Annotated in this window: 22 protein-coding genes, 1 pseudogene and 1 riboswitch; of the genes and pseudogenes, 2 read left to right on the forward strand and 21 right to left on the reverse strand. The window is 34.7% G+C overall.

The window, feature by feature from the left end:
- Positions 1-132: 132 nt before the first annotated feature.
- The 4 genes from BUB48_RS13355 to BUB48_RS13370 all read right to left on the reverse strand — a co-directional run bounded on the left by BUB48_RS13355 (position 133) and on the right by BUB48_RS13370 (position 5,578).
- The gene (locus BUB48_RS13355) at positions 133-3,255 is read right to left on the reverse strand and encodes an efflux RND transporter permease subunit (RefSeq protein WP_073026730.1); all 3,123 of its coding nucleotides are present in this window, start codon (positions 3,253-3,255) and stop codon (positions 133-135) included.
- Between the two features lie 11 nt (positions 3,256-3,266).
- A complete protein-coding gene (locus tag BUB48_RS13360) occupies positions 3,267-4,511 on the reverse strand; it encodes an efflux RND transporter periplasmic adaptor subunit (RefSeq protein WP_073026731.1) in 1,245 nt (414 codons plus the stop codon).
- Positions 4,512-4,563: 52 nt separating this feature from the next.
- Positions 4,564-4,995: a MarR family winged helix-turn-helix transcriptional regulator gene (locus BUB48_RS13365; protein ID WP_073026732.1), complete on the reverse strand. Its 432-nt coding sequence runs from the start codon at positions 4,993-4,995 to the stop codon at positions 4,564-4,566.
- 253 nt (positions 4,996-5,248) lie between these two features.
- Positions 5,249-5,578 (reverse strand): putative quinol monooxygenase, encoded by a 330-nt coding sequence (locus tag BUB48_RS13370; RefSeq protein WP_242944221.1) that lies wholly within the window; start codon positions 5,576-5,578, stop codon positions 5,249-5,251.
- A 168-nt stretch (positions 5,579-5,746) separates the two neighbouring features.
- Between BUB48_RS13370 and BUB48_RS13375 the strand changes: the two genes are divergently transcribed.
- Entirely contained in the window at positions 5,747-7,354 is a 1,608-nt protein-coding gene (locus BUB48_RS13375; protein ID WP_073026733.1) for a phosphodiester glycosidase family protein, read from the forward strand.
- Positions 7,355-7,407: 53 nt separating this feature from the next.
- Here BUB48_RS13375 and BUB48_RS13380 read toward each other — a convergent pair whose 3' ends face one another.
- The 4 genes and pseudogenes from BUB48_RS13380 to BUB48_RS13395 all read right to left on the reverse strand — a co-directional run bounded on the left by BUB48_RS13380 (position 7,408) and on the right by BUB48_RS13395 (position 12,068).
- Positions 7,408-8,196, reverse strand: a complete 789-nt coding sequence (locus BUB48_RS13380) for a hypothetical protein (protein WP_139249994.1) — start codon at positions 8,194-8,196, stop codon at positions 7,408-7,410.
- A gap of 200 nt (positions 8,197-8,396) precedes the next feature.
- Positions 8,397-8,672: pseudogene (locus BUB48_RS19175) on the reverse strand (DUF2935 domain-containing protein); the annotation flags it as partial.
- 95 nt (positions 8,673-8,767) lie between these two features.
- Positions 8,768-9,724 (reverse strand): ribonuclease Z, encoded by a 957-nt coding sequence (locus BUB48_RS13390; protein ID WP_073026735.1) that lies wholly within the window; start codon positions 9,722-9,724, stop codon positions 8,768-8,770.
- A gap of 187 nt (positions 9,725-9,911) precedes the next feature.
- Complete coding sequence (locus BUB48_RS13395) at positions 9,912-12,068, reverse strand: sensor domain-containing protein (RefSeq protein ID WP_073026736.1); 2,157 nt, start codon at positions 12,066-12,068, stop codon at positions 9,912-9,914.
- A 260-nt stretch (positions 12,069-12,328) separates the two neighbouring features.
- Positions 12,329-12,415: riboswitch (cyclic di-GMP riboswitch) on the forward strand.
- Between the two features lie 101 nt (positions 12,416-12,516).
- On the opposite strand from BUB48_RS13395, the gene BUB48_RS13400 reads away from it, so the two are divergent.
- Entirely contained in the window at positions 12,517-13,101 is a 585-nt protein-coding gene (locus BUB48_RS13400; protein ID WP_073026737.1) for an HD-GYP domain-containing protein, read from the forward strand.
- A 77-nt stretch (positions 13,102-13,178) separates the two neighbouring features.
- Here BUB48_RS13400 and BUB48_RS13405 read toward each other — a convergent pair whose 3' ends face one another.
- The 13 genes from BUB48_RS13405 to BUB48_RS19180 form a co-directional block, all read right to left on the reverse strand.
- Entirely contained in the window at positions 13,179-13,994 is an 816-nt protein-coding gene (locus tag BUB48_RS13405; protein ID WP_073026738.1) for a family 1 encapsulin nanocompartment shell protein, read from the reverse strand.
- Positions 13,995-14,026: 32 nt separating this feature from the next.
- Positions 14,027-14,398: a demethoxyubiquinone hydroxylase family protein gene (locus tag BUB48_RS13410; protein ID WP_073026739.1), complete on the reverse strand. Its 372-nt coding sequence runs from the start codon at positions 14,396-14,398 to the stop codon at positions 14,027-14,029.
- Between the two features lie 555 nt (positions 14,399-14,953).
- Entirely contained in the window at positions 14,954-15,469 is a 516-nt protein-coding gene (locus tag BUB48_RS13415; protein ID WP_175548426.1) for a carboxypeptidase-like regulatory domain-containing protein, read from the reverse strand.
- Positions 15,470-15,543: 74 nt separating this feature from the next.
- Positions 15,544-15,798, reverse strand: a complete 255-nt coding sequence (locus tag BUB48_RS13420) for a hypothetical protein (RefSeq protein WP_073026740.1) — start codon at positions 15,796-15,798, stop codon at positions 15,544-15,546.
- Between the two features lie 59 nt (positions 15,799-15,857).
- Positions 15,858-16,112: a hypothetical protein gene (locus BUB48_RS13425; RefSeq protein WP_073026741.1), complete on the reverse strand. Its 255-nt coding sequence runs from the start codon at positions 16,110-16,112 to the stop codon at positions 15,858-15,860.
- Between the two features lie 442 nt (positions 16,113-16,554).
- Positions 16,555-16,929, reverse strand: coding sequence for a YybH family protein (locus tag BUB48_RS13430; protein ID WP_073026742.1), 375 nt, complete (start codon positions 16,927-16,929; stop codon positions 16,555-16,557).
- Between the two features lie 46 nt (positions 16,930-16,975).
- Positions 16,976-17,440 carry a hypothetical protein gene (locus tag BUB48_RS13435; protein WP_073026743.1) on the reverse strand — a complete coding sequence of 155 codons (465 nt, stop codon included), beginning with the start codon at positions 17,438-17,440 and terminating at the stop codon, positions 16,976-16,978.
- Positions 17,430-17,723: a hypothetical protein gene (locus BUB48_RS13440; protein WP_073026744.1), complete on the reverse strand. Its 294-nt coding sequence runs from the start codon at positions 17,721-17,723 to the stop codon at positions 17,430-17,432. The genes BUB48_RS13435 and BUB48_RS13440 overlap by 11 nt, the downstream gene beginning before the upstream one ends.
- A gap of 443 nt (positions 17,724-18,166) precedes the next feature.
- Positions 18,167-18,367: a hypothetical protein gene (locus BUB48_RS13445; RefSeq protein ID WP_073026745.1), complete on the reverse strand. Its 201-nt coding sequence runs from the start codon at positions 18,365-18,367 to the stop codon at positions 18,167-18,169.
- Between the two features lie 69 nt (positions 18,368-18,436).
- Positions 18,437-18,883, reverse strand: coding sequence for a hypothetical protein (locus BUB48_RS13450; RefSeq protein WP_073026746.1), 447 nt, complete (start codon positions 18,881-18,883; stop codon positions 18,437-18,439).
- The gene (locus BUB48_RS13455) at positions 18,876-19,421 is read right to left on the reverse strand and encodes a sigma-70 family RNA polymerase sigma factor (RefSeq protein ID WP_073026747.1); all 546 of its coding nucleotides are present in this window, start codon (positions 19,419-19,421) and stop codon (positions 18,876-18,878) included. The genes BUB48_RS13450 and BUB48_RS13455 overlap by 8 nt, the downstream gene beginning before the upstream one ends.
- Before the next feature lie 172 nt (positions 19,422-19,593).
- Positions 19,594-20,469 (reverse strand): MerR family transcriptional regulator, encoded by an 876-nt coding sequence (locus BUB48_RS13460; RefSeq protein ID WP_073026748.1) that lies wholly within the window; start codon positions 20,467-20,469, stop codon positions 19,594-19,596.
- Positions 20,470-21,312: 843 nt separating this feature from the next.
- Positions 21,313-21,456: a BREX system Lon protease-like protein BrxL gene (locus BUB48_RS19180; RefSeq protein WP_084524643.1), complete on the reverse strand. Its 144-nt coding sequence runs from the start codon at positions 21,454-21,456 to the stop codon at positions 21,313-21,315.
- Between the last annotated feature and the right edge of the window lie 28 nt (positions 21,457-21,484).

The following is a 21,484-nucleotide window of genomic DNA, read 5'->3' on the forward strand; positions in this document are numbered from 1 at the left end:
TGGACACCCTTGTCTTAAGCTAACGGTTGGCGCTATCAACCCCCGTATCGGACTTTCACCGACTAGCTTGCGCCCATGCTGGGCGCACATGGAACAGGGTCAGGTTAATAGAAACCTGACCCTGTTATGCTTCTATGGATTTACGTCTAACTCTGCCTTTGGATTTTTTGATTTTTTCTTGAATATCATTGTAATATTATCAAAAAAGCAATATATTACCGGCACTATAAGCAATGTCAATATGGTGGAAGTAGTCAAGCCAAACATCACTACAATGGCCAATGGAGCCATAGCCTCTGCTCCTTCTCCTAATCCAATGGCTGAAGGTATCAATGCCAATATGGTGGTCAAGGTAGTCATAAGTATAGGCCTTAACCTGGTAGGTCCTGCTTTGATGATTGCCTCATCCCTTCCCAATCCTCTTCCTCTTAAAGTATTTATATAATCAACCAAAACTATGGCATTGTTAACAACTATACCTGCCAGCATTATTGCTCCGATAAATCCAGGAACACTGATGGGCGTTCTTGTAATAGCGAGACCGAATAAGGAACCAGAATAAGCAACAGGCACTGAAAACATTATTGTCAATGGATGAACCAATGATTCAAACTGTATTGCCATTACCATGTACACCAATACTACTGCCAATATCAAAGCCAAGGTGAGATCCTGGAAAGCTTCTACCATTAATTCATTTTCACCTGTAAACTTAATGGAATAACCTTCTGGCAAACTATAGGTTTTTAACTTCTCTTCCAGCTCTTCATTTACATCTCCCGAGCTTCTACCGAAAACATCAGCTGTAACCGTCACATAGCGTTCTTGATCTACTCTGCTTATGCTTGTAGGGCCTTGCTCAAGCTTGACTTGGGCCACATCCAGCAATGGAATTTTCATACCTAATGGAGACAATATGGATATGGACTTCAGTTGCTCCAAAGTATTTCTTTTGTCTTCCGGATATTGAACCTTTATATCTATTTCTGTACCATTTACTTTGTAAGTGGTAGCCACATTACCCTCTACTGCAGTCCTTATAACAGATGCAATCTGGGTAGTAGATAGTCCGTAAGCCGATGCCTTGTCACGATTTACATATATCTGAGCTTCCGGTCTACCTTCGGAAATACTGGACTCCACCTCTCTGGTACCCTTAGTAGCTGATACAATTTGTACAACATCTTTAGAAATATCCTCCAGTTTCTCTAAATCAGGACCACTTATCTGTATGGAAACTGAATCGCCTCCAAACATTCCCCCAAAGCTTGTAGAAAGCTCTGTTATGCTTATATTGGCACCAGCAATGTTTTTAACAGAGTTTCGTATTTCTTCTACAACCTCAGAAGTACTTCTTTCTCTATCTTTTAAAGATTTCAAAGTGACACTTATGGAAGCCGTATCACTGCTGGAACCGCTTGTCATTGATATAACTCCTGAACCACCGACACTGACATAAACAGTTTCCACCTCAGGTATCTTAGAAAGCATATCTTCCAGCTTTTCTGCAATCTCATTGGTATTCTCAAGTAAGCTTCCCTTTGGCATTTCAATATCTATTGTGAACATTCCCTGATCCATTGCAGGCATAAACTCTGAACCAATAAAAGGGATTAGAGTAAGACTGAATATGAATATTGAAAGAACTATAACCAACGTCATTGCCTTATGTTTCAATACCCATTTCAATATCCTCTGGTAGAATTTATCTAAGCTGTTTATTACATTATCCCACTTGTTCATGACTATATTAAGCAGCTTATTTCTTGAACCTTCATTAGCTTCAATTGTTTTTAAAAACTTCGAGCTTAGCATAGGTATAAATGATAATGCTACTATTAAAGAGGCCACCAATGAAAAGGTTATGGTGAGAGCCATATCCTTAAATAACTGAGCTGCAATTCCTTCTGTAAATGCAATAGGAAGAAATACTACTATGGTGGTCATTGTAGAAGCTAGTATGGCATTGCCTACTTCCTTGGTCCCATATAATGCAGCCTCTATCCTGTTGTAACCTTCACTTCTATGTCTATATATGTTTTCCAATACAACTATGGCATTATCAACCAGCATTCCTACTCCAAGGGCAAGACCTCCAAGGGAAACTATATTGAGGGATATGCCTGCAAAATACACCATTACAAATGTGGCTATTATGGATATGGGTATAGCAGTAGCGATTATCAGTGTGGTTCTTATATTTTTTAGAAAAACAAACAATATGAGCACTGCAAGTACTCCACCCAATATTGCATTGTTTGCCACATTGCTTACTGACATCTCAATATACTGTCCCTGATCGAAAACTACATCGATGTTCAAATCAGGGTACTCCTTTATAATCTTCTCTATTTCTTCCTTTACTGCCCTCGCAACAGTGACAGTATTGGCATTTGTCTGCTTCTGAACACTAAGGCTGATACTGTTTCTGCCATTGGTTCTGCTATAGGACTCTATTGGTTTGGTGGTATCCACCACTTCTGCTATATCACGAACATATATGGTGGTCCCATTGGCCATGGAGATAGGGATATTTTTAATCTGTTCAATACTGTGAAACTCCCCTGTACTCCTGACCAAAAGCTTTTTCCCTCCATACTCTACAGTTCCACCAGGAAGGTTAAGGTTTTCAGTTTGCAATATGGTCATAATCTGGTTTAGAGATATTCCATAACCTGAAGCTCTCTGAGGATCCACATTTACTTGTATCTCCTGAGTTCTTCCACCTGCAAGGCTTACGGAAGTTACACCAGATAGTCTCTCCAGTCTTGGTTTGATATTCTCCTCTGTAAAGCTCTTCAATTTGATTTCATCTGACCCGTTGGTAACACTTATGGTCACTACTGGAAGCATACTAGGATCCATCTTCATTACCACCGGATCCCCTACATCATCAGGAAGAAAACCCTTGATCATATCAATTTTTTCTCTCATGTTCAAAGTGGCAAAATCCATATCCGTACCAGAGTTAAATTCTACTATGACTGTGGAACTGCCTTCACTGGATATGGATTGAATAGATTTCACATTATTTACGGTAGCGATGGCATTCTCTATAGGCTTTGTCACAATGCTCTCAATTTCTTGGGGTGCAACACCTGAATAGGTTGTCGAAACAATTGCAATAGGGTAGCTGATATCAGGCAATAAGTCAACAGGTATCTTGGAAAGAGATACCCCACCCAACACAAGCACTATCAACACACACATCAGTATGGCTACCGGTCTTTTTACAGATACTTCATGTATTCTCATATTTACACCTCTTAATTAGCTGAAATCACTACTGTTGATTCGTCTTTCAAGAAATCATGACCTTTTACGACAACCTTTTCACCCTCAGTCAGTCCATCTATTATCTGGATTTCCTTATCATTAAAAATGCCGGTAACAACTTCCTTCTTTCTAGCTTTATCACCATCGACTACAAATACGTATTTTTTACCTTCTTCCTCTATAACAGAAGTCAGAGGAACTGATGTGCAGTTTTCTGCCCTGTCCACAATGAACTGAATCTGGGCAAACATTCCACCTTTTATGGCGTCTGGCGGATTATCCAAGGTGATTTTTACTAAGAAGGTCTGTTTGGATATATCCGCAGAAGGCGCTGTTGCTGTTATGGTTCCAGACAATGTTCCTTCCGATATGGCTCCTATGGAAACATTTACTTTATCTCCTACATGAATTTTGCCAATAACATCCTCATTTACATCCACTTCCACAATATAACTAGAATCATCGATAATTATAAATGATGGAGATGCAGTACTTACATACTCCCCAACCTTGATATTCATAGCAGATACAACTCCACTTATAGGAGATTTGACACTCATATTATCCACAGCATTTTTTGCAATGTCATAGGACACTTTAGCCTGGTTTAATTGGGCTTGAGCTGTTTCAACACTTTCAGCATGACTCTTCTGTTCTATCAATTCCAAATTTGCTTTGGCAGTCTCATATTGTTGCCTTGCAAGTTCCAACTGAGACAGGGCTCTATCATAGTTAAATTTTGTTTCTGCCCCTGCTTCATATAAAGTTTTTATTGTGTCAACATTTGTTTTGGCATCATTATAGTTAATCTCTGCAGAAGCCACAGCAGACTTAAGCTGTAGCATCTGTTGCTCATGGGCAGTACCAGACATTATCTTCAGATTCAATTCTGCCATTTCAACTGCTGCCGCAGCCTGATTCAGTTGAAGCAATGCGTCTGTCTTATCCAGTTCGAACAATACTTGCCCTTTCTTGACTCTATCACCTAAATCAAAGTTGATTTTTTCAACCTTACCTGGTACTTTTGGCAGCACCATTATTTCTTGAACCGGCTTAACTTTCGAACTATAACTTATATAATTTTCAATATTTCCAATGGTAACTTGTTCTACTTCTACTGTTATAGGCTGATCCATTATAACATCAGCTGTCTCAACTTCTTTTTGAGAGCTGCATCCTATGCTTAGGCTAATGCTTAATACAATTAGTACAGCAAGTGATAAATTTCTTTTCATTGTATATGTCCTCCTAATCCTTTTACACATATGCTTATATCCAACAATGCTTCTATGAATTGAGAATTTTCATGATTATCTTATCCATAACATCATTTAGATAGTTTAGATCTTCTTTATCTACATCTTTTGTATAATAGTCGAATAATTCCATTCGTTTCATATCAATTTTTTTCAGCAAATCTCCTCCCTTCTCGCTAAGTTTTATTATCACCTGTCGCCTGTCTATTTCACTTCTATACCTGTTCACCAGACCAAAATCGAATAATCTGTCAACCAAGCTTGTGACAGCTCCCATAGTAACTCCCAAATAGTTTGCAATGTCGCTTACCATGCACTGCTCTTGGGTTCTTATGTAAAACAACATGTATATCTGGGTACTTGTTACAGGAATGTCAATGCCTTCAGTGATCTTGGCAAAGAGCTTCTTATGCAATTCATAGGCTACCTTATCCAACTCCTTCATATCAATGCATATTTTCATTAATTCACCCTCTAAATAATTTAATTATTAAACTATTTTATAATGTAATATATATTGCTGAACTTTTCAATACATTATCTATGAAAGGTTTCTTATGATCAAAAAAAGAATCAGACTGAAATTATTTATTCAAATCTGATCCTTGTTCTTCCTAATGAAATTGGAGCAAATTAAGACCTGCATCAGCACTGAATTCTCTATCAACCATGCCATCTATGGCTTCATTAATAATCTTTCCTCTCCAATGTCTTTCCTATAGCACTTGATTATATATATTGAGTTCGCCCGGCTTTTCATCAAGCTTTTTTAAAATAGGCACAATGTTTGTAAAGTGTTCTGTAGTCTTATGCTTTTCCAATGCCTCCTTAGACTCCCATTCTTCTATAAATGTGAGTATCTTAGGGTCATTGTCATCCTGGAACAATCCATAGCTGATACAACCTTCTTCCTTCCTTGTAGCTTCAACCATTCTTGCAGCATTCTCAACAAACTCCTGAATCTTATTTTCTTTGACATAATGCTTGGATACAACTTTAATCATTTTCTCCGCCTCCGTTTCATTGACTTTATGAAGTATTTTCATCAAGTGTCCCCAATATATTTTGGCAATATTATATCCATATAATATTAATAACTCAAGTCTGCATTCATTTTTTTACAACAATATATATTTTTCGACATTAGGAGCTGTTTTTCTTTTTTATATGGTATAATTATAATCAAATATTTAAGATAATCATAGGGGGCTATTATGAAGAAAATTTTCGCTCTTGTTTTGGCAACATCAATCATAGTCACAACTCAAACTACTGTATATTCTGCTCCGGAAAATATTGGGATAGGCACTCATACATATAAAATAGGCAACTCATACAAAACAGTGAATGTAGTTACCGTAGATTTAAACAGCCCTGATATAGTGCTTGAGGTAGTTACTGCAAACGACAAAGTAAGCGGATCCGAAGATTTTATATCTATGATAAATCGAAAAAAGCCTATAGCAGCGATAAACGCTAATTTCTTCGATGCATATAGCTCACTGGAACCCTACGGTTCTATTATTAAAGACAATGAATTTACATACATGGAAGGTAAAAATGCATCACTTTTTATTAAAGATAAAAATAAAGTGGATATGGATTATTTCAAAGTGGAAATAGACGGATACTTGGATGGCAAAAGGCAAAACGAATGGAATAATACTAGGCAAGCCATGGATTTCAATCTTTTCAAGGTGTGGTATGTCAATAATCTTCCAAAAGACAGCACAGGAGTATATATCTACACTCCTGCAAGAGGCATCAGTATCAGACTTGAAAAGGGCACAGCCATAGAAGTTATAGACAACAAGATTACAAAGATAGCAAAAAACCCAAAAGAAATCATGATACCTTCAAATGGATATTTGATTTATTATGCACCAAATGCCGCCGATGATAAGTACATAAGCGACAGATTCAGAATAGGAAGGACCGTTGAGCTAAGTTATAAAGCCATACCTGCCTTGGAAGATGGCAAAGAAAAAAAAGAAGAAAAAACCGCTTCCTCTACGCTATCAGCTAAACAGACTCTTCTGTATGGATGTGTGGACAGGGAAACTAAAAACTATTGGGATAATGCCAAGAACGGTATGGACTTTAACCTTTTTAATGTCTGGTATATAAACTCTAAACCTATAGATTCTACAGGAGTTTATCTATATACTCCGGAAAGAGGAGAATCTCTATCTGTGCCAGAGGGAAAAGCAATAATTATTTCAAATAAAAAGGTTTGTAAAATAGAATTAAAAACCACAAGTATTTCCATACCTAAAGATGGGTTTGTTATATACTATGGCAAGGATGCAGCCAATGACGATTATATAAATCAAAGGTTCGACGTAGGTAAAACAGTTGACTTTTATCATAAAGATACTTTAGTTATAGATACTGATAATATAATTAAGAAAGCTGTTGCAGATAACAGTGCTGCTTTAGCGGAAGCAATAACCGAAAATATGGAAACACTAATAATAGATATACAAAAAATTGAGCATATGATTTCAGCAGGACCATACCTGGTGAAAGATGGAATGATTATAGCAGATGCAGCAGCACAAGGATTTAAGGAGGACAAAATAACTGTTAACAGAGCTCTAAGATCTGCCATAGGCATTACCAAGGATAACAGACTTAAATTGGTAACCGGTGGCAGTTTGAACATGACTGAGCTGGCTCAAGTGATGCTAGATCTAGGCTGCGTAAAGGCCATGAATCTTGACGGTGGAGCTTCGTCTGCTCTTTATGCCAAAGGCAAAATGATCACATCTCCCGGAAGAAAACTCAATACAGTATTGATGATATTTGATGTAAAGCAATAAAAAAGGTCAGGTTGTAATTTTAACATGCCCTTGAAGCCTGACCTTTTACTTTATCATTTTCTTTTTTTCTTCACCACATATCCTGCGGCTAAACATAAAATAACAATTGCAACTATAGGTATTATCAATGCTACTAATGGATTTCCGGAAATAAATACTGATGTCGGTCCGTCAGATCCACCAATTATGTTTATGGATGATTGGAATTCATCATTATATTCGTCTTTGTCAGTGTCTTTTATATCTTCGGACATAGCATCTGCTGCATCCTCTTTACTTCCGTCAAAAATAATATTCTCGCCTGAACGCACTATATTTGCATCACCGTCAAATGAAAACTCGGTTATTTTTCCATCACTGTTAACAAAAGCTTTAATGGCGGCAGCATCCATCTTAGCCCATACGGGACACCCTTCAGGTAAAACTATAGATAAGCTTTTATAATCCAAACTATCCACCTTATAGGCACCCCAAGCCACCTTAAGACCGTTTCCTGACTTCATAAGTGAAATCAACACATAATCCCCAACAGATGGATCAATCATATTGCTCCCATCCTCATTATAAAAGAAGTTATACCCAAAGGGTTCTATTATCTTTGCTTCCTTAAGCTGCAACTGCTTTCTGGGATTGTTCGCATTTATATCTTTAGAACTTATTATGCTCTTCTCTACTTTCACTATTGTATTATTTCCTTCTATGCTTATTATTTCACCAATTACTAATGCATCATGGTCATTATGCATTAAACGATACAATGCATCAGCTGCATATACACCCGAAGCCAGTACCAAGAAACAAACCAGCATAAAAGCCACCATTCGCTTATGTAGATTTTTCAATCATGATTCACCCCTTTATCATTCATCTTAACCCCTATAATGTATTCATTATAACATATATCTTGCTTTTTTTATACTAAACTTGCTTTTAATGGCAAAATTTGCGCAAAATCATATATAAAATGACAAAATAGATGAAAATCAATCATAACAGAAAAAACAGAATATAAAATAAATGACAAAATATTTCAATAAGATACTCACTGTCGTACCATTGAAACATATAATATCATATGATGCAGCAGTGACTTAATAGAACTATGCAAATAGATTTTCAACAGTCGAAGATAGTGATTGGCCTCTCTTAGTACATGCTCTCCTAATAAAGATACAATAATTGGTCTGATTCTGCATTCTAACAATCCTTGTGTAGCTTGTGCCTTAAAGTCACGAATGATTGCTGTTGCCTTAAGGCTGTCGCATGCAACATGACAAATGGTCAGAATCAGATCAATTGCTCTTTTTGTTTTACATGTTTATAGATTATTGTTTGGAAACATGCCTTCCTCACTAATAACCTATTTAGGAATTGTGCAAAAGTTACACCTTAAAAAATGTAAATCTATTCTTATTATTCGTCCTTAAATGATATTGTCTTCATATATCCATCATAGCCAATTATCACATCTGCAAATATTTCTGCTGCATTTTGCCTGTACATTTCGGGCTTATCCATGGACGGGCTGAAATGAGTCAATAGCAATTCTCTTACTTCCCCGTCTTTTGCAAGCATTGCAGCTTCTTTAAATGTCATATGCCTATTTCGTTGGGCTTTTTCGCTGTCCATATCATCTCCATAGGTTCCTTCGCATATGAATAGATCGCTATCCCTGATAAAATCAGGTATAGCTTCCGTGGGCCTTGTATCAGATACAAAACTGACTTTTATACCTCTTCTCTTCTCTCCCAAAACCATATGTGGCTCATAGACCACGCTATCATATACAACTGTTTCCCCTTTTTGAAGCCTTCCCCATATTTCCATGGGTACTTTATTTAATTCTGCCTTTTCCACAGAAAATTTCGGTTTCCTTTTCAAATAAAAAGAGTATCCCAAACATGGTGATGAATGTTCAAGAGCCAAAGTTGAGAATATTATCTCCTGATTTTCTGATTCATGATACTCGTGAAACTGAAGCCCTACTGAAGACTTAATGATCTCCAGAGGAGTTTTGGGATTCTCAATTATGTCCAGCTCAAAAGGCATATATGTAATGGGACTCAAGAGATCCCTAAGAACTCCGCGAGTCCCCTCCGGTCCTACTATTACAATCTTCTCTGTTCTTTCACTGTTTCTCATGGTAGATATTAGTCCTGGCAAACCGAATACATGATCTCCATGTAAATGGGTAATACAAATTATATCAATGTTTTTAAATCCTGTGTTCATCTTTCTCATGGCTACCTGGGTGCCTTCCCCACAATCTATTAATATCTTTCGTCCTTTATAACTGATAAGGAGGGATGATAGAAATCTATGAGGCATAGGCATACTTCCCCCGCTTCCCAGCAATGTTATATCAAGCATAGTTTACACCCCTATATTATTCAATACTCTCATTACCTTAAAATAATTGAATATTATCTCTGTTTTTTATTAATGCTTTTGTTCAATTCCTCATATATTAAAATTACCAATATGAAGTCTCAATATCCCTTAGACCATATGCACCTATACAACATATAGCATGTCACAAATAAGGCACTTCTCTCTTCTATTTAGGCAGTAATTTAGTATAATCTTTGTTAAGAATTTCTCCAATTTCTTCTATTGTTATTGGTTTACTGAACAAATATCCCTGAAGATAATCGCTGCCTGCTCTTCTCATCCTTCTAAACTCTTCCACCTCTTCTACCCCTTCTGTAACAACCTTCAGATTTAATCCATGAACTAGAGCTATGAGGCTATCCATTATCTTTATATTTTCCAACTCTATAAATTTATCTTTGAGGCTTTTATCCAACTTTACCTTATCTAAAGGCATAAAGGTCAGATAATTTAAAGAAGAATAACCTGTACCGAAGTCATCTAAGGAAATCATCACTCCTAAAGCTTTCAACCTGTTTAATATATTAACAGTCTCAAACTTTTTCTCTGCAAAAACATTTTCTGTTATCTCTACTTCCAAAAAGGATGGATCTACATCATACTCCTCAAGAGTTTTCTTTATATAATCAATGAGATTTATATCAAAGAACTGCCTTGGAGATAGGTTTATTGATATAGGTAAAGAATTATGACCTTTATCTCTCCATCTTCTCATTTGTTTTATTGCCTCTTTAATTACCCATTTGCCTATCGGTATTATGAGACCTGTTTCCTCCGCTATTGGAATGAAAACCTCTGGGGAAATATTGAAATCCTTTATTCTCAGAAGGGCTTCAAAGGATGCAACTTTTCCTGTACGGGTTTCTATTATGGGTTGATAGTACAATACAAAGCTTTCATTTTTTAGAGCTTTTCTCAATATATTTTCTATCCTTATTTTTTTATTAAATTTCTCTTTCATTTTTTCATCAAAAAATAAATAATTGTTCTTACCTTTTCTTTTTACATTATACATGGCTATGTCTGCCTTAATTAGAAGATCATCAATGTTATTACCGTCATTTGGATATTGAACTATCCCTACACTTACTGTTATGCTATTTTCCATCTGATCCACAATTATCCTGTCCCTAAAGAAACCTATAAGCCTTTCCGCATATTCTTCTATCTTGTGAGTTTCATGTTCTTTAAGAAGGACCAGAAACTCGTCTCCTCCAAACCTAAAGGCAATCATGTTCTCCCATGACGTATCCTTCATCATGCTAGCCACTCTTTTTAGCACTTCATCACCATAAACATGTCCCAATATGTCATTAATGTTTTTGAAATCATCAATATCCAATAAAAAAATAGCACCTTTTCTGCTGTTATTCAGCTCATCTCTTAGAACTTCCGAAAACTTCCTTCTATTATATAGCCCGGTGAGAGGATCCCTATCTGCCATGTATGTAACACATTCTTCTTTTAGCATTATTTCTGTAATATCCACCAATACTCCATGAACACTTCTAGGATTCCCATCTCTATCCTTTATGGTTTTCCCTCTTACCAGATACCAATGAATTTGCCCATTTTTATCTATGATTCTTATTTGGGTGTCTATATTTCCATCTTTTACTGCTAAATATCGGTTGATACTGTCAATCAATATACACCTGTCTTCCTCATATACGACTTTCTCTATAACTTCATAAATGCTTTCTTTTTGAATGGCATCATATCCCACCAAGTCTATAAAGTTCTTGGAGAAGTTGATAGTTTTTTGGTGGATTTTAACCTCCCATATAAAACTGCCAGTAGCTTCTATAGCAATCTCATATTTTTGCCTCAGCTCTTCATTTTTCTCAGTATATTCCTGTATCTCATCATACTGAGCCCTTAACTCCTCCTCGCTGGACATTAATTGGTCTATAGTGGCTTCCAACTCATTTTTATACTTTACCTTTTCCGTTATATCAGTATATATAGCATAACCTCCAAGTATTTCACCATCCAACTTCATGAGTATACCTCTGATATTGACAATAACTGGATGTCCCGTCTTTGTATATCTGGTAGCTTCGAAATTTAATATGCCTTTTTCAAACAACTCATTAGTCATATTTAGTACTTCCCGCTTCATCTCTTTAGGTACTACCAAGTCATCCAAATTCCTGCCTATACATTCATCTTTTGAATAGCCAAAAATTTTCACAAAACTATCATTTACATCTAATATAATATGATTTTTGTCGAAGCAGGCTATTCCATCGGGGCTGTTAATAAAAAGAGTCTCATATCTATGCAAAAGAATATTGTGCTGTTTCTCAATCTTTATTGTCATATATGCTCCCCCTGCTATTATCTTTAGTTCTGCGTATATTATAAGCTCTATACCGAGATACTGTTAATTCTAATTCTACTAAAATAGCATGATTTCTACAATGTCTATACTTCACTTTTATTTCTTTGCATAAAAATGCTAATTAAAACATTGTCTAGCAATCATAGACATGTGTTGACAAAATAAAGAAATGGAAATATAATGTAAATACTGATAATATAGAAAAAACATAACATAATTTAATATATATAGGTAAAGCTATATGATAAAGGCAAACCTATCGAAAGGTAGGGACGCAAAGCTACGAGTCTAAGGTGTTATAACACTATGACAGTCGGGTTGCCAAGATAGGTTTTTTAAACCATGGCTAAATATAGCGCCATGGTTTTAATAATTTATAGGAACGTACCATAACTGAGTACAATAATTGATTTTGAGGTGAATATTTTTGGAGGTTGTTAATGACATCCCACAGTTGAAAGGTGTTTCTTTGTCAAAACTTCACAGCTTGATAGAAAGGCTTAAATTTGATGATAATACATATCGCCATTCCATGAGTGTGGCAAAATACTCAAATAGGTTCAATAAAATCATAGCTGCCAACATAAATTCAGAGACAATATATTACTCAGGATTGCTGCATGATATTGGAAAGACTGAAGTTAATATAAACATTTTAAATAAAAAAGGTAGTCTAGATATAGATGAGTTCAGTATAATGATGGAACATTCCAAATTAGGATATAATCTATTGAAAAAGCATTTAATGCCCATCGAAATGCAACATGCAGCATTATATCATCATGAACGCTGGGATGGAAATGGCTATCCCATGAAGTTGGAGAAGCAAAGAATACCTCTCGTGGCAAGAATCATAAGCATATGTGATGTATATGATGCATTAACTTCTAACAGGCCTTACAGAAAAGCATTTTCTATAGATGAAGCACTAGATATTATGAAAAATTCTCATGGGCAATTTGATAATGAATTGTTGGATATATTTTCCAAAAACATAGACTCTATTATATAATCAACTTAGCAAAATAGAGTCCAAATCATGGCTTCTATCATGGCCATGATTATGGACTCCTTTTTTTATTTTATCATCTATTCAAAAACCACTATGGCTTTTTTGCGTTTAATGCGCAATAAAACAGTTTCCAATATCCTTATTACATGATTAAGTTCTTTCTGTTCAAGGTATGCTGCTGCCATATCCTGTCCTATGACAAGATCCATATTTCTTGACTCGGGGCATACAAGTATAGCCTTATTCTTTCCTAATACAGGAGATTTGAATACTCTTCCGTCCACCAACTTACTGATCCTGTCTATTTCCAATAATCCTGTTCCAGGTTGCAATCTCTGCAATTGAGTATAAAGATCAAGGCTTACTACAAGAGCATATGGACCGTATATGCCATTTTCTGTCAATAATTGCATTCCGGAAACTACATCGGTAAAAGCATTTTCTCCCTCTGCCCACTCTTTTTTAGAAATCCTATTAATACCTTGAGCAGTCAATAATCCTTCATAGCCAAGTTCACTATCCCCAAAGAAAATTAATCTATCCTCCTTCAATGAGCAAGCTTCTGCTGCTGCCATTGCCCTTGAAAGATCAACAGGAAATCCCATTCTGTCGCTGTGTTCCAAATCCTTTGCAAGCAATGTAAAATCATCATAAATAGTAGGTATTTCAACGAGTCTTCTACCCTTTGTAATAATTATACCATCTTGTGACACTTCATCTATTTCATCCACATCATCGATTGCTATGAAGTTTACTCCAACTCCGAGAGGTCCAAATATATGAAGAAATCTTCTGCCAACAAGGGCCCTACGAGCTGCGTCAATAACTGCTGAATCTATCTTTTCCCAGAGTTTATCTGATAGGGTAGAAGCTTCCCTTGATAAATAACTCATAATATAAACCTCCTTCTCGATATCTTATGTTTTTACTTGTCAATAAGACTTCCTACGGTAGGAGAAATCGAATTGCTGCTCTTTTCTTCATCCTTAGATAGGGTAATTCCTAAATCTTCAAGCATCTCTCTAACTTCTTCCTGACCGGAAGCAAACAACTCAGCTTCTTTAGGATCAAGGATTCTAAGAAGTTCCATCAGCTCTCCCACATGAGCTTTCTCCTCATCACGTATGTCTGCAATGACTTTTTTAGCTATTTCATCATCTGTTGCTTGAACATGCGCATCATAAAGATAGATGGCTTCAAGTTCACCGGCAATATCTAAACGAATTGCCTGTATAAGCTCTTCCTTGGTGAGTTTACGATTAACATTGCCCTGAAATGGATTTGCGAAATTAGGCATGTTTCTCATCCTCCTATTTAATATATTAATGGCAATATTTAAGTGCCCATTGGATGCAAATCAACCTCAATATAGTATTTATCATTCTTAGGGATAATATAGCATTTTGGCAACTTTTTATAAACCATATAAAAGCAAAATTCTACTTTTATATGGGCTTGACATAATGTACTGCAAAAAAAGAATCCTTATTATTAAAAATTACAATAATAGCCTTTCTTATTAATAATTGTTATCCATATTATAAACTTGTTGAAATTTTCAGTCAAGTATTTCCAATATTTTTTCCAATGCTGTCCACAACTTGTATATCTTGTCATGTCAATCAGAGCTTTATTGACCCCTAAATATTTTTAAATCACATCAAATTATGTATCCTCTTACTGTGATGATTCATATAATAAGCAAGAAAGGTTTCCTATAGGATAATTCCAAATTAAGGAAACCTTTCGACAAATCATGAAGGAAAGTAGATAAAAAGGTAATTTATAATTATAGTAAGTTGAAACTGTCCTTATCTTGTACTTTCTAACAAAAGAAGATGTTTATATCGCCCTACCAGTTGCTTTGATTATAAGTATAATTTACTCTTTGTACCAATGATAAAGACTGTTCACATGTTTCACCCGGAAGAACCTTTAAATTTCGGGATATGCATTGCATATTGTTAAATGTGGCAACAATTGTATAAAATCCAGGAGGTAGGTCATTTATAAAAAAGTTCCCGTTTTCATCTGACGTGGTTCTATAAACAGGAAACTCTGTACCAGATCCAAAGTACAATAAGATAATCGCATTTGCCACTTGTTGCCCATCAGTTTCTCTCAGTACGGAACCAATTATTTTCCCCGAATAATTTTCAATTTTATTATTTATTGTCACATCTATGCGCTGCAAATTGAGCTGTGAAGGCTTTACATCAAGTTCCACCGCTTGGTCCAAATCCTGTTTATTACTTTGCAAGCTCTGCTGATGTTGGAGCTTGTTATTGGTTCCGGTGCTGACTATTCTTTTTTCAATATTATTATCTGCATTATCTTCAAGTAAAAGCGGCTCATATATATCCTTCATAGCATTGCTCATCTCCTTGTGAAGCTAGCGCTAGCTCAAATATCACTTATATTAGGAGAGGAAAATATAATTAATTATCTTTTTCCCTCATTTTCAGCTTCTGCTTCAGCCTTGGCATTTGCATCGCTGTCGGCATCATTTTCTGCTTTCTGACCCTGAAGCTGCTTCACTATAACTTTCTGGTCAAACCAGTTGTAGTTGTATTGTTTATTGAATTGCCTCTGTTTGCTGAATTGACTATCCTTTTCAAATTCTTTCTCAACATCTATATCCTTATCAATCTGCTTAGCCAAATCAAGGTTAAGCTTATTATCTTTAATTTCTACCATCCATTTACCCTCCTTTCATAATATGAACTTGTTATATTCCTTATTTATTCTCTCTTTTATCAATATGGTCTTCCATGCTTTCCTTCCTCATTTTCAACTTCGGCTTCTGCTACTGCTTTAGCTTCTGCTTCACTCTCTACCTCGTTTTCTGCTTTCTGACCCTGAGTCTGCTTTATAACTATTTTCTGAACAAAAGGATTGTAGTTTATCTGCTTATTTACTTGCTTCTGCTCAATTTCCTGCTCTTCTTCCTCATATTCTTTATCAACGAGAATCTGTTGATCCTTTTCAAAAGCTTTATCGTTAGGCGTCATGATATCCCTCCTTTCAAAACAATTTTTATTCTGGAGATTAAAGCTATTGCTTCATCTCTCAGTACAATATATTGATGCATGTACAAAAATGTTAACACTTGTACAAAAAATTTTGGGACATAAGAAAGGCTTCCTTTGGGAGCGTTTATAACAATTAAGGAAGCCTTTCTCGAAACCCATTATGGAAAACTAATATTAAGGTAAAATTATACTTTCTAAAATATGCCTGACATTAATTAGCTGGTCTATGGCTTATAAAAAATACAAGCCTCGATATAAATAGAGATTTTCTCTCATATTTAATGCGAGGCTTTGAGATGAACCTACTTTTGCATACAAATCACTTACCATTGGCTTTCATGTCCTGTCAAACTATCACCATTTGCAAGTGTATGATGTTTTATTACCTTTCCGTTGACTAAATAATTATCCTATCCTTTTGCTATTTATTGTTGAATAGAGTGTTTTGATCATAAATCAGACCCCATTCCCCATCAATCTTTTTAAATAGCAATGTAAGATAGTAATTCAGTGAGTATTCATTGCCGTTAAAATCAATATCTTTGTAATTTACTTTCAACAATGCAAATGATGCTTCTTCTCCCTCTTCTATTTTTAATATTTCGTAATTTAAGGTCCAATCTTTATCCGAAAACCAATCTTTATGAAACTCAATAAACTCTTCCCTGCCATTAATCAATGTTCCATTTGGCATAATTAGTGTGACGTCTTCCTTACTGATTGTTGTAATGAAAGTCTCCAAATCTTTATTTTCTATAGCCTTTAGATGAAGATTTAATACTTCTTTAAAATTCACTTCTTTCTCCCCTTACTACTTAATTTAATGTTACACAATGTATCATTTATTCACATTCAAAAACATCTACTCTCCAAATAATCGGATAATTCTTAGCCCATTCCTGAACAGCTTGCACCTGTTCTTCTGTATAAGCGGAAACGTAGGTTTCATCTCCATAGTGTTCACTGGAGAAAATATACTCATTATCCTTCTTTAGAAATAAGGTAAACCATTTTATATGCCCTTTTTTAGCTAAATAATTAGTTAAAATCTCTTGCTTAAATTGAGGAGTTATTTTTCCTCTAAAAACTACTTCCTTGGTTTCATAATTGGGTACTTTCTCACCAAACCTTTGGCCGGATTCAATGCCTTCCAAATCATCTTTCCAAAGTCTCATTTCAAACTCTTCTGCTTCATCAAGGGCTTTTCCAGCCAAATCTAGCCACCATTCATAATTATCAAAAATTGGTGCCATACTATTAGATGCAACAGCATTCTTATGGACCATAAATAATATGTTATATTCCACCAGCTTTCCTCCTTTTCCATTCATTCCAGAACGCTATATATCCTTTTCTTTCAAATTCATTCTCCGGCATATTATTGTTCAAAGACTTTTTATAATAGCTTTCTACTATATCAGCAAAACGCAAAACTTCTCCTTTGTAATGAAGATAATCGACATATACAATATTTTCCTTCTCAGCAATAAGCTTGACCATCCAATCCTCATACAAAACAGTCCAATCAATTCCATTATCACAACCTATGATTTCTACCTCATCCAGTGTTTCATTAGGGTTTTTGTACAAAGCAATTTAAGTCATGCCGAAAATCTTGGAAGTAAAACGAGATGTTAACAGTAATATTAACTTCATTTATAAAAACTATAATCTTTACCTCATATGAAAAAATTATACAATATATCGCCACTATATTCCAGTCATTATTATAATAATTTGATTTCATTTAGCCACTTCATCCAACATATTATAAACTTACATCAAAAGACCCGGTAGAATCTTATGGATTATCTCTACAAGCTTCTGTAACTTTCTTGCCAACATAATCAAAGTAATTGGCCTTCAGTATTGCCATAGAAATATTTGTGGGGTTGCAGAAACTTTCCGCCTGTGATGCTTCTATGGAGCAATGGCAGCAAAATGACAAGATTTAAAAAAGAATTGACGCATGATGAGTAAAAATAACGACAAATAACCGGAAGTATATATACATCCAGTTATTTGTGAAACGGTTACTTTATTAATGGAATTTGTACTGTCCAATTACCTGTGATTTCTAATGGTGCTTCTCCTTTTGCCTGACTATATAATGATTTTACATTAATCACGATTGAATCTTCCGATTCCAATGATTTAGCGTCAAATATAAAATCACCTTCAAATGTCTTTACATCTGTCTCTGAATCATCTTTCTGTGAGAAAAGTTTATCCATATCTGATATTTCAAACGTATATGATTGTTCTTTTCTTGGTTTAATCCTGATATCCTCGTTATTTATTTTTTAGCCCGACCCGGTTACAACACTGTATTCTCCAAATGTAATTACCTGTGTAATATTGTAAGGAGCAACATCATCCTTTAATAGTTTAACCTTCATACCAACAGTAATATTATCAGAATCCATATTTATTTCATCTGCTTCTATTAATATTTCTTCTGTGGCATCAATATATTTTAATCCAACTACTGCACCCTTCCAGTTCCTTATATCCTGAAAATATCCTCCTATCATTCCGGCAAGCGTTGTATAATTGCTGCCTATCCCTACTGTAACTATAGCTGCTGACAAAGCCGCTGCAATTAACTTTTTTCTTGTACCTCTAGCTTTATTATTTGATTTTTCGTATTTTAACTCCTGTTTAGCCATTTGGATTCCTGATACACTTCTATTTCTTATATCGCTTGGTATTGGAACATTGTCAATTTCTCTTTTTATCTGATTACTCATAGAGATTCTCCTTCCCTTCAATTCTAAGCTTTTTTAAGGCTCTATAAATAATAGTTTTTACACTCCCCAATGGCATATCCAATATTTCTGATATCATGTTGAATGTATAATCATAATAGTATTTTAGAATTACAACAGACTTCTCATCATCTTTTAATGACTTAAGCAGCTCAAGTAATGAAACAGAAGTAGTAATCTCTGCTGTCTCATCTTCAACACTTGCCATATCCTCCTTATATTCATCTATGAAAACCATATTTTTTCTTTTGCGAAGAACATCCAGAGCAGAGGTAATTGCTATTCTGGTAAGCCAAGTTTTAAAATACTTTGGTTTTTTCAAATTCTTTATAGATTTAAAAGACCTGTATGCAGTTTCCTGAACAACATCCAAAGCATCTTCTTCATTTTTAACATATAAGTAAGCAGTACGATAAATCATCTCTTCATATTTCACAAACAATTCCAAATAGGCGCCATCATCCCCTTTTGGCGCTTTTTTAACAAGTTTTATTGTCTCAGTTTCAGTAACCACCATCATTTCCCCTTTCTATATAATTAGATGTATCAGAAATGATTTTGGCTTTGCAAATAATGTTTTAAGCAAAAAAAATTAAGGATTAAGATATAATTTACCATATTCCTTAATCCTCAATGGCTATATATAAATCTTCTTTTATATAACATTATATTTAGAACCTATATGTTTAATTTCATGATAAAAATGATGTATTATATTTGTTTATAATTACCTCATTAGCAACCTGGAGTTTTTCAAAATACTCCCTATAAGAATCACTCAATATTTTTAGATTTTCAATAAATATATCGTAATATTCGTTCTCTTGCAGATACTTTAATAGCAATTGACGTATTTTATATGCCGGCGAGCTTTTATATTCATCCGAGTTTCTATATTCCAAATATTTCCCAATAACCTCCCTGTTTTCTTCCAAATATACATCTATATTGTTTACTGAATCTATTATGGATAAGTTCATTCCCTCCATGTTTACTTCTTTCAGCTGTCCAAAACTTTGATTAAATAATTCCTTCAATTCTTCTGGTAGCTTTACTTCTCGAAGTTCATCCAAATAATCGACAATTTTATAATATGCCCCTTTTTTTCCCTCGGTATCTATTTTCTCATTGAGGAAATAGCCAAAATGTACACATACATATATGCCATATTCCCCTGGAAATGCTTCCAACAGTTTCTCTTTTACCGTGAAATGCTTCTCAATGTTTTCTTCAATATAGGTTATTGCTCGTTCAATGTCATAATCCTCTATAAGCCCTTCCAGACAATTCTTTCTAGCCATTGCTCTTTCTATTTCCAGATCCAGCTTATATTTACATCTTGCTATGGCAGCAGATTTATTGCTGCTGTCAAGTATATCTTTGACTTCAGCAATGCTAATACCTAACTTTCTTAAAACGCCAACTTCTTTTAAAACAGTTATATCTTCTTTACTGTAATTTCGATAACCGTTATTCTCAACCTTTGGAGATATCAATCCTTGCTGTTCGTAATATTCAATTGCTTTCTTCGTCAGTTTGCATTCTCTGCAAACATCTTTAATCAGCATACTTATCACCTCATAATAATCATAAGCCAACTCCCAAGGTGATAGTCAATAGGTAATTTTCTTAAATAAAAATTATGCTATGCGAATACTACGTGTTTATTCAAAGCATTCATACTCTATGTTATTTTTTTGTACTAGATTACAATGCAACAAAATATCCAAAAAAAGCATAACACATCATGGCTATCTATTTCTTGCTATCCAATCACTGAATTAATTCTTGTCAATACTGAACATAAAGCAATCATTGACCTTTCAATCCAAATATGTAGTTTCTAATTTACCTACGGAAACCAAATTTAAATTTTTGTCATGAATTAGAATAAAATATATCAAACAACCTTATAAACTTAAAAATTATATATTTGTACCAAGACATCTTTTCCACAATTCTAAACTGCTACAAAAGCATATTCACATTTTTCAAAATCATCAGTTTTCCGCCTTAAAATTTTTCTATCTTCATAGTGAATCTTTCATCAGAAACCATCTGAGTAGTATAATAACGGCATTTTAATTCTGAATTTCTTTCTACTTCTTCTTAGGTATACGGACTAAATGCTCTTTCAATTATATCGCAATTAATTTTTTCATATTAACTCACATAAGTGCATTATCAAAACTAAGCTGTTAATTTATCTTGTAACTTTCACTAATAAATTCCTTTAGTTTTTTACTTCTATTAATTTCAACAATAATTCCTTTTGCTATTCCAATGTATCTGAAAAAGAGTGTCTCCTTATCTTTCTCATAAACCCAGATATATAATTCTGCAATAAATCCATATTCATCTGTAAAAATTCAGTGTGCATTTTCGGTATTTCACATCTGGGTATATATTGGTTAGTGTTGTTTGCCCTCTGTTACCAAGAAGCTGTATGGAAATATCTCATTACATACATGAGATTTGCCAGTAACTCGAGATCCTAACTTCCATATATCATAATTGTTTTCTACAAGAGAAATCATTCTCATAAATTTGAACATGCAAATTTTAAATATAAATTATCATTAG

Source organism: Lutispora thermophila DSM 19022 (genome assembly GCF_900142105.1).
Classification (GTDB): domain Bacteria; phylum Bacillota; class Clostridia; order Lutisporales; family Lutisporaceae; genus Lutispora; species Lutispora thermophila.